The organism is Variovorax sp. Varisp41 (assembly GCF_047325085.1).
Classification (GTDB): domain Bacteria; phylum Pseudomonadota; class Gammaproteobacteria; order Burkholderiales; family Burkholderiaceae_C; genus Variovorax.
This window is the reverse complement of the sequence record NZ_CP168540.1, coordinates 5,995,204-6,010,020: the sequence shown is the minus strand read 5'-3', so window position 1 is coordinate 6,010,020 and position 14,817 is coordinate 5,995,204. Positions and strand designations below refer to the sequence as shown.

Below are 14,817 nucleotides of genomic sequence, written 5' to 3'. Positions count from 1 at the left end.
GGGCCCTCCGGGTTTTCCTCAGTCCGGATTGCCGCATAAATTGTATACAGTTTCGCGTACACCAGATGCGGTGGACGCGCCCGACGACTGCGCGCCGCACCTCTCCCTGTCTTTCTCTCATTGCCGCAGCAGGAGATTCACGATGACGGCCGACTCCCTTTCCCCAGTCCATCCGGTGGACCAGCGCCTGCCCGCCGGCAAGCTCACCGCCCTGGGCCTGCAGCACGTGCTGGTCATGTACGCGGGCGCGGTCGCGGTCCCGCTGATCGTGGGCCGCGCGCTCAAGCTCTCGCCCGACGAGGTCGCGCTGCTGATCTCGGCCGACCTGTTCTGCTGCGGCATCGCCACGCTGATCCAGGCGCTCGGCGCCACGCAATGGTTCGGCATCAAGCTGCCCGTGATGATGGGCGTGACCTTCGCCTCGGTGGCGCCCATGGTGGCCATCGCCAATGCCAACCCGGGCCAGAACGGCGCGCAGCTGCTGTTCGGCGCCATCATCGGCGCGGGCATCGTCTCGATACTGATCGCGCCCTTCGTGAGCCGCATGCTGCGCTTCTTCCCGCCGGTGGTCACGGGCACCATCATCGCGGTGATCGGCATCAGCCTGATGCGCGTGGGCATCAACTGGATCTTCGGCAATCCCGTGGGCCCGACGGCGCCCGCGCTGGTCGACCCGGTCTACGCCAAGTGGCTGGCCGAGGTGACCTCGCCCGGCAGCTCCATCCCCGCGGTGCCCAAGGGCTTCGCGATCATGCCCACGGTGCCCAACCCCAAGTACGCCGACCTCTCGGGCCTGGGCGTGGCCGCGCTGGTGCTGGTCTCGATCCTGCTGATCGTGAAGTACGCCAAGGGCTTCGTCGCCAACATCTCGGTGCTGCTGGGCATCGTCATCGGCGCGGTCGTGGCCTCGCTCACCGGCCTCATGACCTACGAGAAGGTCGGCAAGGCCGCGTGGTTCGACATCGTGCTGCCCTTCCACTTCGGCATGCCGCAGTTCGACCCGATCCTGATCCTCACGATGACGCTGATCATGGTGGTGGTGATGATCGAGTCGACCGGCATGTTCCTCGCGCTCGGCGAGATGACCGAGCGCAGGATCTCGCAGCAGGACCTCGCCAAGGGCCTGCGCACCGACGGCCTGGGCACGCTGATCGGCGGCATCTTCAACACCTTCCCCTACACCAGCTTCTCGCAGAACGTGGGCCTGGTCGCCGTCACCGGCATCAAGAGCCGCTATGTCTGCGTGGCCGGAGGCATCATCCTGATCGTGCTGGGCCTGCTGCCGAAGATGGCGGCGCTGGTGGAGTCGCTGCCCACCGTGGTGCTCGGCGGCGCGGGTCTCGTGATGTTCGGCATGGTGGCCGCCACCGGCATCCGCATCCTCTCGGGCGTGGACTTCAAGCACAATCGCCACAACGCGATGATCGTCGCGGTCTCGATCGGCGTCGGCATGATTCCGCTGATCGCGCCCAACTTCAAGCAGTGGATGCCGCATGCGATCCACTCGCTGATCGAGTCGGGCATCCTGCTCGCATCGATCGCGGCGGTGCTGCTGAACCTGTTCCTCAACGGCGCGAAGCATGACGAGCAGGCGGTGATCGCGGCGGCCAAGCATGCGGATGCGCACTGAGCCGCTGCACGCCACAACGAACGAAGGGGCCGTCGGCCCCTTTTTTCATGCAGCGCGCACGGCCTCTGCTAGACCGCGTGCGCCGGCACGCCGCGCTGCGAGGCATGCCAGCCGAGCAGCCGCTCCTCGGCCAGCTCGATCCCCTTGAACAGCACCACGCCGAGCACGCACAGCAGCGCGAGCGCGACGAACACGGTGGAGGTGTCGAAGCTGCCCTGCGCCACCAGGATCACGTGGCCCAGACCCGATTCGCCGGCCACGAACTCGCCCACGATGGTGCCCACCAGCGCGAAGGACACGCCGACCTTCATGCCCGCGAACAGGCTCGGCAGCGCATTGGGAAAGCGGATCTTCCAGAGGATGCGCCCGCGCGTGGCCTTGTTGACCCGCGCCATGTCGAGCATGTCGGGGTCGGTGGAACGCAGCCCCAGCACGCAGTCGATCAGGATCGGAAAGATCGCGATCAGCATCGCGATCGCCACCTTGGGCAGCGCGCCGGTGCCCATCCAGATCACGAACAGCGGCGCGAGCGCGACCTTGGGCACGGCGTTGAGCGCCACCAGCAGCGAGTAGAGCGTGCGGTCGAGGAAGCGCGAGTAGACGATGCCGATGGCCGCGGCCACGCCGAGCACCACGGCCAGCACGAAGCCGTACAGCGTGGTGAGCAAGGTGTCGAGCGTCTCGCGCAGCAGGTAGCCAGGCTGCGCCAAGAACTGCCCGATGATCTTCGAGGGCGCGGGCAGCAGGAAGTCGCGGATGCCGAGCAGGCGCACGCACGCCTCCCAGGCCACGAGCAGCACCGCGAGCGTGAGCAGGGCCTGGCGGCTGCGCTCGGTGTGGTTCCAGAGTGTCTTCATGGTCAGTAGGCGCCCAGTTCGCGGAAGGTTTCCTTGATGCGCGACACGTAGGCCGCGAACTCGCGCGTCTCGCGCACGTCGAGGCCGCGCGGCCGCTCGAGCTCGATCGGCAGGATGTCGGCGATGCGGCCCGGGCCGCGCGCCATCATCACCACACGCCCGCCGAGGTACACGGCCTCGGTGATCGAATGGGTGATGAAGATCACCGTCTTGCCGGTCGCCATCCAGGTGCGCTGCAGCTCCGCGTTGAGCGCGTCGCGCGTGAAGGGGTCGAGCGCGCCGAAGGGTTCGTCCATCAGCAGCAGCTGCGGATCGAGCAGCAGCGCGCGGCAGATCGACACGCGCTGGCGCATGCCGCCCGAGAGCTCGCGCGGATAGCGGTCCATGAAGTCGGCCAGGCCGAACAGGGCCAGCAGTTCGCGCGCGCGCGGCGCGTGCCGCGCACGCTCGAGACCGTGGAACTCGGCGGCCGCCAGCACGTTGTCGAGGATGCTGCGCCACTCCAGCAGCAGGTCGCGCTGGAACACCACGCCCATGTTGTCGGGCGGCTCGGTGATCGGCACGCCGTCGAGCGCGAGCCGGCCGCTGGTGATCGGCTCGAGCCCGGCGATGCAGCGCATCAGCGTGCTCTTGCCGCAGCCGCTCGGGCCCACGATCGAGACGAACTCGCCGCGCGCGACGCCGAGGCGCACGTCCTGCAGCGCGGTGATCGGCTTGCGGCCGGACTGGTAGACCTTGTGGAGGCCGTCGATCGACAGGAAATCGGCCACGTGGTGGGCTCCGCGCGCGGGCGCTTCAGACGGAAAGGAGCGCATTGGTGTAGTAGTCGGAGGGTTTGCGGCCCGGCTTGATCTGGCCGGTCTGTTCCATCGAGCGGATCGCCGCGGCCCAGTCCGCGTCGGACTGCTGGCCGATCGGCAGGTTCTTGTCGCCCGGGCTCTGGAAGAAGGGGCGGTAGGCCACGAGCTGTCCCTTGAGCACCTCGGGGTCGAGCCGCGCATTGGGCCGCTGCGCCACGATGGCGGCCACCGCCTCGTCGATGTGGTTGTCGTGGATGTACTGCCAGGCGCGCAGCTGCACGCGCGTGAACTTCGCGATCGCGGCCTGCTTCGATTCGATCGCCTTCGGCGTCGTGGCCAGCCCGTAGCTCGGGAAGCTGATGCCGCTGTCGGCCAGCAGCAGCGCGCTGGCCTTGCGGGTCTTCAGCACCATGGGCTGGCCGAACGGGGCCTGCGACATGAAGCCGTCGCTGTTGCCCGAGGCATAGGTCGAGATCATCGCGCTGGGCGTGACCATCACCAGCTCGATGCTGCTCTTGCTCATGCCGTTGGCCTTGAGGAAGGGCTCGATGAACGGCGCCCACGGGCTGGTCGTGAAGCACACGATCTTCTTGCCCGCGAGCTCCTTCGGCGACTTCACGCCCTGCGCCGCGTCGGTCATGACGGCGAGGTCGCCGGTGCGCGCGAAGCCGGCGATCGAGACCAGCTCGAGCCCGTTCTCCTTCGCCACCGCCATGGTGCCGAGCGCCACCTGGCCCACGTCGACCTGCCCCGCCGCGAGCAGCTGCAGCGTCGAGATGGTGCCGGTGCCGTCCTGCACCTCGACCTCCAGGCCCTCGTCCTTGAACCAGCCCTTCTGCTGGGCCAGGTGCACCGCGCCGTGCATGCCCCAGGGCGAGAAGTCCATGCGCACGCGCAGCTTGGTGGCCCCCTGCGCCTGCGCCGTTCGCAGGCCGAGGGACAGCGCCGGGAGCGCGGCCATCGCCGCGAGGCCTTGGGTCAACGTACGTCTTTTCATCGCTTACCTCTGCTTCTTCGTCATGGGGTGGTGGGGGAATCGCGGGAACGGCGCGGTGCTTCAGTCCGCCGTGCCGGCGCGCAGTGCCTGGGTTTGCGCGGCATCGAGGCGGCCGCTGGCCGGATCGACCACCGCGCGGTAGTGCCGGCGCACGAAGTCGGCCGACAGCTTGTGGTCCCAGACGTCGCGCTCGATCTCTTGCGCGGGGCGCAGCAGCGGATCGCCGAAGCCACCGCCACCGGGTTGCGTGTGCGTCACCACGCTGCCTCTCGCAATGCGCATGCCAACCTTGCTCGCGAGCTCGGTGGTCTCGCCCGCGTGCTGCAGCCGGTTCGAGGCCGACTTCGCGGGCAGGCCGCCCTGCAGGCCGTAGGGCTGGAACTTCATGCGGTCGGCGCGCAGCTGCAGCAGCACGTCGTCGGCCAGCACGCGGTAGCTGCGCCGAATGCCGAGGCCGCCGCGGTAGCGGCCGGCACCGCAGGAGTCGGGCTCGAGCTCGTAGGCCTCGACGCGCACCGGATGCTGCGCCTCCAGCGTTTCCACCGGCGTGTTCGAGAGGTTCTGCGAGGCATTGGTGATCGCCTCGATGCCGTCGGAACCTGGGCGGCCGCCCCAGGCGCCGCAGATCATGTCGACGATGATGTAGCCGCTGCCGTCGTCCTTCTTGCCCGAGAGGCAGACCACGGTGTTGCCGCCCTCGCCCGCGGCGGGAATGCGGTCGGGCACCACCTGGGCCAGCGCGCCGAGCATCGCGTCGAACACGCGGTAGCCGGTGAGCGCGCGCGCCGCGACCGCGGCCGGCTCGATCGGGTTGAGCACGGTGCCCTCGGGCACGTGCACCTCGATGCAGCGGAACACGCCGGCGTTGTTCGGCACGTCGCCCTTCAATGCGCAGCGCACGCTGAGGTAGGTGCAGGACTTGGTGTACGACAGCGTCGAGTTGATCGCCGCGCGCACCTGCGGCGAGGAACCGGTGTAGTCCACGCTGACGCGATCCTCGTGCACCGTGAGCGCGACGCGGATCGGGATCGGCTCGGGCGAGAGGCCGTCGTCGTCGATGAAGTCCTCGAAGTGGAAGGTGCCCTTGGGCCAGCGGCGGATCTCCTCGCGCGTGAGCCGCTCGGCATAGTCGAGCAGTTCGGCGAAGTAGCGCCGCGCGTCGTCGCGGCCATAGCGGTCGAACAGCGCCGTGAGCTCGCGCACGCCCACCTGCGAGGCCGCGTACTGCGCGCGCAGGTCGCCGAGCACGCGGTCGGGCACGCGCACGTTCTGCGCGATCACGCGTTCCATGATGTCGTTGACCGAGCCGCGTTCGTAGAGCTTGACCACCGGGATGCGCAGGCCTTCCTGGTAGACCTCGGTCGAGTCGCTGGCGTTCGAGCCGGGCACGCGGCCGCCCACGTCGGTGTGGTGGCAGATGACGACGCAGAAGCCCTCGAGCTCCTCGCGGTAGAAGAAGGGCACGAACATGAAGATGTCCGGCAGGTGCATGCCGCCCTGGTAGGGATCGTTGACGATCACCGCGTCGCCCGGCGCGAGCGCATCGCCGTAACGCTTGCGCACCTCGGCCATGGCCTCGGGGATGGCGCCCAGGTGCAGCGCGATGGTCTTGGCCTGCGCGATCATCTGGCCGTGGCGGTCGCAGATCGCGGCCGAGTAGTCCATCACGTCCTTGACGATCTCCGAGCGCGCGGTGCGCAGCACGGTATAGGCCACTTCGTCGACGATGGAATCCATCGCGTTCTTGACCACCGCGAAGGTGATCGGGTCGATGGCGCGGTTCATGCCGGGATCTCCTGGAGGTCGATGACGATGTTGCCGATGGCATCGGCGCGTGCGCTGCAGTGCGGCGGCACGACGATGGTGGTGTCGTAGGACTCGACGATCAGCGGCCCCTGCACCGGCTCGGCACCGAGGCTGGCGCGCGGGACCACGGGCGTCGAAGCGGGCGCCTCGCCGGGCGCGAAGCTCACGAGGCGTTCGCCCTGCGTGCCCTGCAGCGCGGTGGCGTCGACGCGGCACTTGGCGAAGTCGAGCCGGAAGTCGCTGCGGCCATGGGCGCTGACGCGCAGGTTGACCAGCTCGAGCGGCTCGTCGCTGCTGTAGCCGAAGGTCTGCTGGTAGAGCCCATGGAAGTCGCGCGCCAGTTGCTCGAGCACGGCCGTGTCGAGCGTGCCCGCGGGCAGCGCCACGGTGAGTTCCGAGCTCTGGCCGAGGTAGCGCAGGTCGGCGAAGCGCTCCACGCGCACCGCGTCGGCCGCGTAGCCTTCGGAGGCCAGCACCGTGAAGCCCTGGTCGGCGAGCACCGCGGTGGCGCGCGCGAGCGCGGCCGGTTCGCAATCGGCCAGCGGGCGCAGCACCGCCTTCACGAAGTTGTGCTCGGCGTCGGCCGAGAGCATGCCGGCCGAGCAGAAGACGCCGGCCATGATCGGCGCGATCACGCGGCGGATGCCGAGCAGCCGCGCCACCGCCACCGCATGCAGCGGGCCGCCGCCGCCGAAGGCGATCATCGACATGTCGCGCGGATCGCGGCCGCGCTCCACCGTCACCGCGCGGATCGCGCGTGCCATGTTCACGTTGGCGACCTGGCGGATGCCGTGCGCCGCGGCGAGGCGGTCGAGCTTCAGCGGCCCGGCCACGTGGGCATCGATCGCCCGCGCCGACAACTCGGGCGAGACCGGCAGGCTGCCGCCCGCGAGCGCTTGCGGATTGAGGTAGCCGAGCACCATGTTGGCGTCGGTCACGGTCGGGCGCTCGTTGCCGTTGCCATAGCAGGCCGGACCCGGCGAGGCACCGGCCGATTCGGGTCCGACGCACAGCAGGCCGCCGCCGTCGATCCAGGCGATCGAGCCGCCGCCCGCGCCCACCTCGGCGATGTCGATCGCGGGCACCTTGAGCACGTAGCCGCCGCCCTTGACGAAGCGGCTCGGCGCGCTGATGCCGTCGCGGAACTCGTACTCGTTGGTCAGCGAGGGCTGGCCGCCGACGATGACCGAGGCCTTGGCGGTGGTGCCGCCCATGTCGAAGACGATCAGGTCGTCGTCGCCGCCCATCGCGCCGATGCGAGCGGCACCGGCCACGCCGCCCGCCGGGCCCGAGGCCACGGCGAACACCGGCTTCTCGGTCGCGGAGGCGATGCCCATCATGCCGCCGTTGGAGGCCATCACCTGCAGCGAGGCATCGACGCCCATGTCGCGCAGGTCCTTCTTCAGGCGCGCGAGGTAGGTCTTCATCGCGGGCAGGATGTAGGCGTTGACCACCGTCGTGCTGGTGCGCTCGTACTCCTTGATCTCGGGCAGCACCTCGCACGACACGCTCAGCAGCAGCTCGGGAAAGCGCGCCTGCAGCGCGGCCTTGGCCTGGAGCTCGTGCGCCGGGTTGATGTAGCTGTTGAGGAAGCACAGCGCGACCGCGTTCACGCCGTCGGCCACCAGCTCGCCGGCCTGCTCGAGCAGGTGCTCGACGTCGAGCGGCACGACCACCTCGCCGCGCGAACCCATGCGCTCGCGCACGCCGCGGCGCCAGCGGCGCGTGGCCAGCGGCTGCGGCTTCTGCCAGCCGAGGTCGAACATGGTGGGCGTGCGGATGCGGCCGATCTCCAGCACGTCGCGGAAACCCTCGGTGGTGAGCACGCCGGTGTTCGCGCCGACCTTCTGCAGGATGGTGTTCGACGCGGTGGTGGTGCCGTGCACGATCTCGGCGATGTCGCCCGGCGCGATGCCGGCCTGGTCGATCAATGCGCGCAGGCCGTTGACGATCGCCTTGCCGAGGTCCTCCGGCGTAGTGGACGTCTTGTTGACGAAGAGCCGGCCGTCGGGCATCGCGAGCACGATATCGGTGAAGGTTCCTCCGATATCGCATCCGACGCGCACGCCTTTGCTTCGCTGTGGTGCAGAACCCATTGTGATGCTCCGTTCTAGCGGGGTTGGACGATAATGGGACCGGCCTTAACTAACTAACTGGCTAGTACCATTGAGGGCGAAATATAGGAGCCGTGACCGCACGGTGTCAACCTTTGTTTTGCATCTTTTTCGCGCCCGCGCCGGAAGTAGACTCGCGGCCTCGGTGGTGCCTCGCCGACATCAGGACCCATGACACACGACACAAAGACGCCCAAGCCGCGGCAGCGCAATGCCGTGGCAACGCGAGACCGGATCTTGAAGATCGCGAGCAAGGAGTTCGCCGCGCACGGCTACGACGGCGCGCGCATCGACGCGATCGTGGCCCGCTGCAAGATCAGCAAGAACCTCGTCTATCACTACTTCGACAGCAAGGAGGCGCTGTTCATCGAGGTGATGGAGCGCGCCTACGGCGCGATGCGCGAACGCCAGAACGAGCTCGCGCTCACGGGCGAGGACCCGGTGCGCGACATGCGCGAGCTGGTCGAGAAGACGGTGCAGCACTTCATCGACCAGCCCGAGTTCCACCAGCTGCTGTCGACCGAGAACCTGCACAAGGCGGTGCACATCCGCAAGTCGAAAGTGATCTCGGAGATGTTCAACCCGCTGCGCACCGCGCTGTCGACCATCCTCGAATCTGGCAAGCAGAAGGGCGTGTTCCGCCGCGATGCCGACTGGGTCGACCTCTATGTTTCGATCTCGGGCCTGGGCTCGTACTTCATCACCAACCGCTACACGCTCTCGTACGTGCTCGACGTCGACCTCGGCGCGGCGGACCGCCAGCAGTCGCGGCTCAGGCACGCCTCGGACATGGTGATCAGCTACCTCTGCGACCGCAGCGGCGAAGCCGCGTGAGGTCCGCTCAGATCATCGCCAGCGCCGTCTTGCGCTTCGGCGGCGGATGCAGCCGGTCGAGCTTCTCGAGCACGCCGGCATCGAGCGTCAACGAGGCCGCCGCGAAGTTCTCCTTCAGATGCGCGCTGCCCACCGCCTTCGGAATCGCCGCCACGCCCGGCCGCGCGATGACCGCGGCCAGCGCGAGCTGGGCCGCGCTCACGCCCAGGTCCGCCGCGAGTTCGCCGAGCCCCTCGTCGTCGGCCAGCGCGCCCTGGTCGATCGGGCTGTAGGCCATCAGCGGGATGCCGCGCTCGCGCTGCCAGGGCAGCAGGCTGAACTCGGGACCGCGCTCGCCGAGCGACAGGTAGACCTGGTTCGCCGCGCACGCGGGACCGCCCTGCCCCAGCGGCGCCAGCTCCTCCATGTCGTCGGTGTCGAAGTTGCTCACGCCCCAGCGCGCGATGCGCCCGCGCGCCACCAGCGCCTGCAGGGCGTCGACGGTCTCGGCCAGCGGATGGCTGCCGCGCCAGTGCAGCAGGTAGAGGTCGATGGCATCGAGGCCCAGGCGCTTCAGGCTGCGCTCGCAGGCCTCGGGCGTGCCGCGCCGGCTCGCGTTGTGCGGATAGACCTTGCTGACGATGAAGAGCTCGTCGCGCCGCACCTCGCTGGCACGCAGCGCCTCGGCCACGGCCTGGCCCACCACGGTCTCGGCACCGCCCTCGCCGTACATCTCGGCGGTGTCGATCAGCCGGTAGCCGAGCGCGATGGCCTCGCGCACCGCGGCCACCTCGGCCTGGCGGCGGCCCGCGGCCTCGCCCATGCGCCAGGTGCCCAGCCCGAGCACGGGCATCTCGTTGCCGTTGCCGGCGCCTTGGGGAAAGGAGAGTGTTCGCATCGGGCCATGCTAGCGCCGGCCGAATGCCACACGCGGACTACTTGAATTCCTCGGCCGCGATGCCGAGCTTGCGCAGCTTGTCGAACAGGGTCTGGCGCGCGATGCCCAGCGCGCCCGCGGTGGCCGGCTGGTCGCCCTGGTGCTGGCGCAGCGCCTCGACGATGACGGCGCGCTCGAAGGCCTCCACCTGCTGCGGCAGGGCCTGCGGCAGCACCTCCTCGTCGCTCGCGCGCAGCAGCGTGAGCCGCTCGCCGAGCAGGCCCAGCACGAAGCGGTCGGCCACGTTGCGCAGCTCGCGCACGTTGCCGGGCCAGGCATAGGCCATCAGGTCGGCGAGCTGGGCATGGCTGGGCACCGGCGCGGGCCGGTCGTATTTCTTCGCGGCCTGCAGCGTGAAATGCTCGAACAAGAGCGGGATGTCCTCGCGCCGCTCACGCAGCGGCGGCAGCTCGATGAACGCCACGCCGATGCGGTAGTAGAGGTCGGCGCGGAATTTCTGCCGGTCGCTCAGCGCCTTCAGGTCCTCCTTGCTCGCGGCCACCACGCGGCAATCGAAGGGGATCGGCTTGTTCGAGCCGATGCGCTCGATGCTGCGCTCCTGCAGCGCGCGCAGCAGCTTGATCTGCACCGCCATCGGCATGCTCTCGATCTCGTCGAGGAACAGGGTGCCGCCGCTCGCGTATTCGAACTTGCCCACGCGCGTGCGGTTGGCGCTGGTGAAGGCGCCGGCCTCGTGGCCGAACAGTTCGCTCTCGGCCAGCGCCTCGGGCAGGCCGCCGCAGTTCAGCGGCACGAAGTGCTCGCGCCGCCGTTCGCTGTGGTCGTGCAGGCAGCGCGCCACCATCTCCTTGCCGGTGCCGGTCTCGCCGTAGATCAGCACGTCGGCCGAGGTGCCGGCCAGGGTCATCACGTTGCGCCGCACCCGCTGCATCTGGGCCGAGCGGCCGATCAGCACCGACTGGATGCCGTTCCAGTTGTCGAGCGCCTCGCGCAGGCTGCGCACCTGCAGCGCCAGCTGCCGCCGCTCGATCGCATGCCGCACGATGGCCACCAGCCGCTCGGTGGTGAAGGGCTTCTCGATGAAGTCGTAGGCGCCGTCGCGCATCGCCGCCACCGCCATCGCGATGTGGCCATGGCCCGTGACCAGGATCACCGGCAGCTCGGGATCGATGCCGCGCACCTCCACCAGCCACTCGGTGCCGCTCATGCGCGGCAGCCGCACGTCGCACACCACCACCGCGGGCACGCCGAAGGCGATGTGCGGCCGCACCCGCTCCACGCTCGCGAAGGCCTCGACCTCGAAGCCCGCCAGGCCCAGCATCTGCGCGGTGCTCAGGCGCACGTCGTCGTCGTCTTCGACGAGCAGCACGCGGATGGCGGAGGCTTCGTTGGCGGGCGGTGGTGTCATGGGTGGGCGTGGGGGCTGGCGGCCGGCAGGTCGACGACGAAGTATGCCCCGCCGCCCTCCCGGTTGTCCGCCCGCAGGCCGCCGTTCATGGCGCGCACGAGTTGCGCGCACAGCACGAGGCCGAGCCCCAGCCCCGAACCCGCGGGCTTGGTGGTGACGAAGGGCTCGAACAGCTTCGGCACCACGTCGTCGCGGATGCCGGGCCCGGTGTCGCTCACCGTCAGCACCGCGCGGCCGTCCTCGCTGAGCCGCCCCTGCAGGCGCAGCACGCGCTGCGGCATGTGCTCCATGGCCTCGATCGCGTTGCGCATCAGGTTCACCAGCACGCTGCCGAGCGCGGCCTCGTCGGCCATCACGGCGAGCTGCGGCGGCTCGATGTCGACCTCGACCTGCACGCCGTGCTTCTGCTCAGCGCCGGCGACGATCACGCGCGCATCGTCGATCGCGGCGGCCAGCGCCACGGGCGAGGGCCCGAGCTGGTTCTTGTGCGAGAAGGTCTTGAGCTGCGCGGTCAGCCGCGCGAGCCGGTCGACCATGTCGCGGATGCGCTTGAGGTTGCCGCGCACCTCGTCGTGGCGCTCGTGGTCGAGCAGGATGGCCGCGCTCTCCGACAGCGTGCGCATCGCGGTCAGCGGCTGGTTGAGTTCGTGCGCGAGGCCGGCCGACATCTGGCCCAGCGCGGCCATCTTGCCGGCCTGCACCAGTTCGTCCTGCGCGGCGCGCAGCTGCGCGGTGCGCGCCGCCACCATCGACTCGAGGCCGTCGTGCGCGGCCTGCAGCGCGGCCTGGTTGGCGAGCTTCTGGCGCTCGGCGCGGCGGCGCTGCCACAGGGTCACGCCCAGCAGCAGCAGCGCGACCATGCCGAGCGCGGCGGTCATCGCGGCATTGCGCGCGGCCACGCGCAGCGGCGCCATGTCGTCGAGCGTGAGCAACTGCCACGGCGCGTTGCGCAGGGTGCGGCTGGCGACGAGCCGGTCGGCGCCCTCCACGCGGATCAGCTGCACGCCCGGCGCCAGCGCCTCCAGCCGCTGCCAGCGCAGCGGCGCGAGCGCGGCCTCGCCATAGGGCCGCGAGCGCAGCACCTCGGCGCGCTGCAGCGCGTCGAGCGGCAGCAGCGGCCGGAACTTGAGGTCGTCGCGCGTGGCGAGGATCACCACGCCGCGCTGGTCGACCACCACCACGTCGCCCGGCAGCTTGCGCCACGCGGCCTCGTTGTCCTCGAGGTTGATCTTCACCGTGACCACGCCGGGCACGGAGCGCTCGCGGCGCAGCGCGTACGAGAGGTAGTAGCCGGGCCGGCGGCTCGTGATGCCCACGCCGTAGAAGCGCCCGCGCCCCTGGGCCAGCGCATCGATCATGTAGGGCCGGAACTCGTAGTGCTGGCCCAGCGTGGTGCCGGGCCGGTCCCAGTCGGAGGCCGCGAGCGAGGTGCCGCCGGCATCGAGCACGTAGAGCATCTCGGCGCGCGCGGTGGCGTTCACGCCCGCGAGGTAGCGGTTGGCGGCGTCGCGCAGCGAGGCGTCGGCCGGCGCGTTCAGCAGCGCGGGCACCACCGGCGTCATCTCGAGCAGCGCGGGCAGGTAGTCGAAGCGCGTGAGCTCGGCGTCGAGCCCGGTGGCGACCATGTCGAGCCGGTGCTCGGCGGCCTCGCGCAATCGCGCCAGGCCGGCCTGCATGGAGAGGTGGTGGCCGACCAGGGCGGACAGCGCCACCAGCACGAGCGCGGCGCACCAGCGCACCACCGCGCGCCGGGTGCGGGGACGGAAGGTCACGGTGGAAGTCTCCATGGAAGGGCGCGCCGCTCCGGTTCGATTCTGGGGCGCAGGTTAATGCAGATTGCGAAGCCGCAAGGCAGGACGCCCGCGCGAGGCGGGCGTCCGAGGAAAGACCGGCGCGAACGCCGGCCCCGATCAGCGCCCGCTGCCCGCGGGCATGTGCGCTTCCTTGGCGTCGAGCACCAGCTCGGGCTCGTCGGCCTCGGCGCCGCTGCCCTGGTTCAGCTGGCTGGTCAGGCGCTCGGTGTCGAGGTCGCCGGTCCACTTCGCGACCACCATGGTGGCCACGCCGTTGCCGATCAGGTTGGTCAGCGCGCGCGCTTCCGACATGAAGCGGTCGATGCCCAGGATCAGCGCCAGGCCCGCCACCGGCACGTGGCCCACGGCCGAGAGCGTGGCCGCCAGCACGATGAAGCCGCTGCCGGTCACGCCGGCCGCGCCCTTCGAGGTCAGCAGCAGCACCAGCAGCAGCGTGATCTGCTGGGTGATCGACATCGGCGTGTTGGTGGCCTGGGCGATGAACACCGCGGCCATGGTCAGGTAGATCGAGGTGCCGTCGAGGTTGAACGAGTAGCCGGTGGGAATCACCAGGCCGACCACCGACTTCTTGGCGCCGAGGTTCTCCATCTTGGCCATCATGCGCGGCAGCGCGGCCTCGCTCGAGGAGGTGCCCAGCACGATCAGCAGCTCTTCCTTGATGTACTTGATGAACTTCCAGATGCTGAAGCCGTGCGCGCGCGCGATCGCGCCGAGCACCACGAAGATGAAGAACAGGCAGGTGGCGTAGAAGGTCGCCATCAGCGCGCCGAGCTGCACCAGCGAGCCCACGCCGTACTTGCCGATGGTGAAGGCCATCGCGCCGAAGGCACCGATCGGGGCCACCTTCATGATGTAGCCGACGATGGTGAACAGCACGTGCGAGAACTTCTCGATGAAGTCGAACACCAGCGTGCCGCGGCCGCCGAAGCGGTGCAGCGCGAAGCCGAACATCACGGCGAAAAGCAGCACCTGCAGGATCTCGCCCTTGGCGAAGGCATCGACCACGGTGGTCGGGATCACGTTGAGCAGGAACTCGGTGGTCGAGGCCATTTTGCCCGGGCCGGTGTAGGCCGCGATCGACTTGGCGTCGAGCTGGCTCGGGTCCACGTTCATGCCGTGGCCGGGCTGCACGATGTTGATGATGACCAAGCCGACGATCAGCGCGATGGTGCTGACGATCTCGAAGTACAAGAGCGCGAGGCCGCCGGTCTTGCCGACCTTCTTCATGTCCTCCATGCCGGCGATGCCGACCACCACCGTGCAGAAGATGATCGGCGCGATGATCATCTTGATCAGCTTGATGAAGCCGTCGCCCAGCGGCTTCATCGCGGCGCCGGTGTCGGGATAGAAGTGGCCGAGCAGCACGCCGATGACGATGGCGGTGATGACCTGGAAGTACAGCGATCTGTAGAAGGGCTTGGGGGCGGATGCGGATACGTGGTCCACGGGAAATCTCCTTGAGGCCGGGGGCCGGCCGGGGCTGAACACTGGGATGGAAAGGGGTGCGCCCGACGGGCGCGGTCGGACGGGGTCAGCGCGCCGGCGCGCCGCCGCTCGGAGCGGGGCGTGCTGGCGAAGGGGGCCGCAAGGCCGGTCGGCTGAGGGTCATGGTTGTCTCCTGGGCTCGTTGTCGCCGGCTGCGCCGTCCGAAAAGGCGGCGCCGGCAGTGCAGAACACAGA

11 protein-coding genes are annotated in these 14,817 nt (G+C 69.5%); 2 read left to right on the top strand and 9 right to left on the bottom strand.

What is annotated here, in order from left to right; translation table 11 throughout:
- Positions 1-142: 142 nt before the first annotated feature.
- On the top strand, positions 143-1,630 hold the full coding sequence (locus tag ACEN9J_RS27905; RefSeq protein WP_057591525.1) for a nucleobase:cation symporter-2 family protein: 1,488 nt from the start codon (positions 143-145) through the stop codon (positions 1,628-1,630).
- A 68-nt stretch (positions 1,631-1,698) separates the two neighbouring features.
- Here the strand turns inward: ACEN9J_RS27905 and ACEN9J_RS27900 are convergent, their stop codons facing one another.
- The 5 genes from ACEN9J_RS27900 to ACEN9J_RS27880 are packed head-to-tail and all read right to left on the bottom strand — an operon-like array spanning position 1,699 to position 8,186.
- Complete coding sequence (locus ACEN9J_RS27900; protein WP_057591526.1) at positions 1,699-2,487, bottom strand: ABC transporter permease; 789 nt, start codon at positions 2,485-2,487, stop codon at positions 1,699-1,701.
- Positions 2,488-2,489: 2 nt separating this feature from the next.
- Positions 2,490-3,257, bottom strand: coding sequence for an ABC transporter ATP-binding protein (locus ACEN9J_RS27895; RefSeq protein ID WP_261210784.1), 768 nt, complete (start codon positions 3,255-3,257; stop codon positions 2,490-2,492).
- A gap of 25 nt (positions 3,258-3,282) precedes the next feature.
- Positions 3,283-4,284, bottom strand: coding sequence for an ABC transporter substrate-binding protein (locus ACEN9J_RS27890; protein ID WP_261210783.1), 1,002 nt, complete (start codon positions 4,282-4,284; stop codon positions 3,283-3,285).
- A gap of 60 nt (positions 4,285-4,344) precedes the next feature.
- Positions 4,345-6,069, bottom strand: a complete 1,725-nt coding sequence (locus ACEN9J_RS27885) for a hydantoinase B/oxoprolinase family protein (protein ID WP_413762616.1) — start codon at positions 6,067-6,069, stop codon at positions 4,345-4,347.
- Entirely contained in the window at positions 6,066-8,186 is a 2,121-nt protein-coding gene (locus tag ACEN9J_RS27880; protein ID WP_413762615.1) for a hydantoinase/oxoprolinase family protein, read from the bottom strand. Before ACEN9J_RS27880 ends, ACEN9J_RS27885 begins: the two co-directional genes overlap by 4 nt.
- A 189-nt stretch (positions 8,187-8,375) precedes the next feature.
- Here ACEN9J_RS27880 and ACEN9J_RS27875 point away from each other — a divergent pair, with 189 nt between their 5' ends.
- Positions 8,376-9,038, top strand: a complete 663-nt coding sequence (locus ACEN9J_RS27875) for a TetR/AcrR family transcriptional regulator (RefSeq protein ID WP_261210781.1) — start codon at positions 8,376-8,378, stop codon at positions 9,036-9,038.
- Positions 9,039-9,045: 7 nt separating this feature from the next.
- Here the strand turns inward: ACEN9J_RS27875 and ACEN9J_RS27870 are convergent, their stop codons facing one another.
- From ACEN9J_RS27870 to ACEN9J_RS27855, 4 genes are all read right to left on the bottom strand, one after another.
- Complete coding sequence (locus ACEN9J_RS27870; protein WP_413762614.1) at positions 9,046-9,915, bottom strand: aldo/keto reductase; 870 nt, start codon at positions 9,913-9,915, stop codon at positions 9,046-9,048.
- Positions 9,916-9,952: 37 nt separating this feature from the next.
- Positions 9,953-11,323: a sigma-54-dependent transcriptional regulator gene (locus tag ACEN9J_RS27865; RefSeq protein ID WP_209544087.1), complete on the bottom strand. Its 1,371-nt coding sequence runs from the start codon at positions 11,321-11,323 to the stop codon at positions 9,953-9,955.
- Positions 11,320-13,095: a sensor histidine kinase gene (locus ACEN9J_RS27860; protein WP_261210779.1), complete on the bottom strand. Its 1,776-nt coding sequence runs from the start codon at positions 13,093-13,095 to the stop codon at positions 11,320-11,322. Before ACEN9J_RS27860 ends, ACEN9J_RS27865 begins: the two co-directional genes overlap by 4 nt.
- Before the next feature lie 138 nt (positions 13,096-13,233).
- Positions 13,234-14,583: a dicarboxylate/amino acid:cation symporter gene (locus ACEN9J_RS27855; protein WP_057591534.1), complete on the bottom strand. Its 1,350-nt coding sequence runs from the start codon at positions 14,581-14,583 to the stop codon at positions 13,234-13,236.
- Between the last annotated feature and the right edge of the window lie 234 nt (positions 14,584-14,817).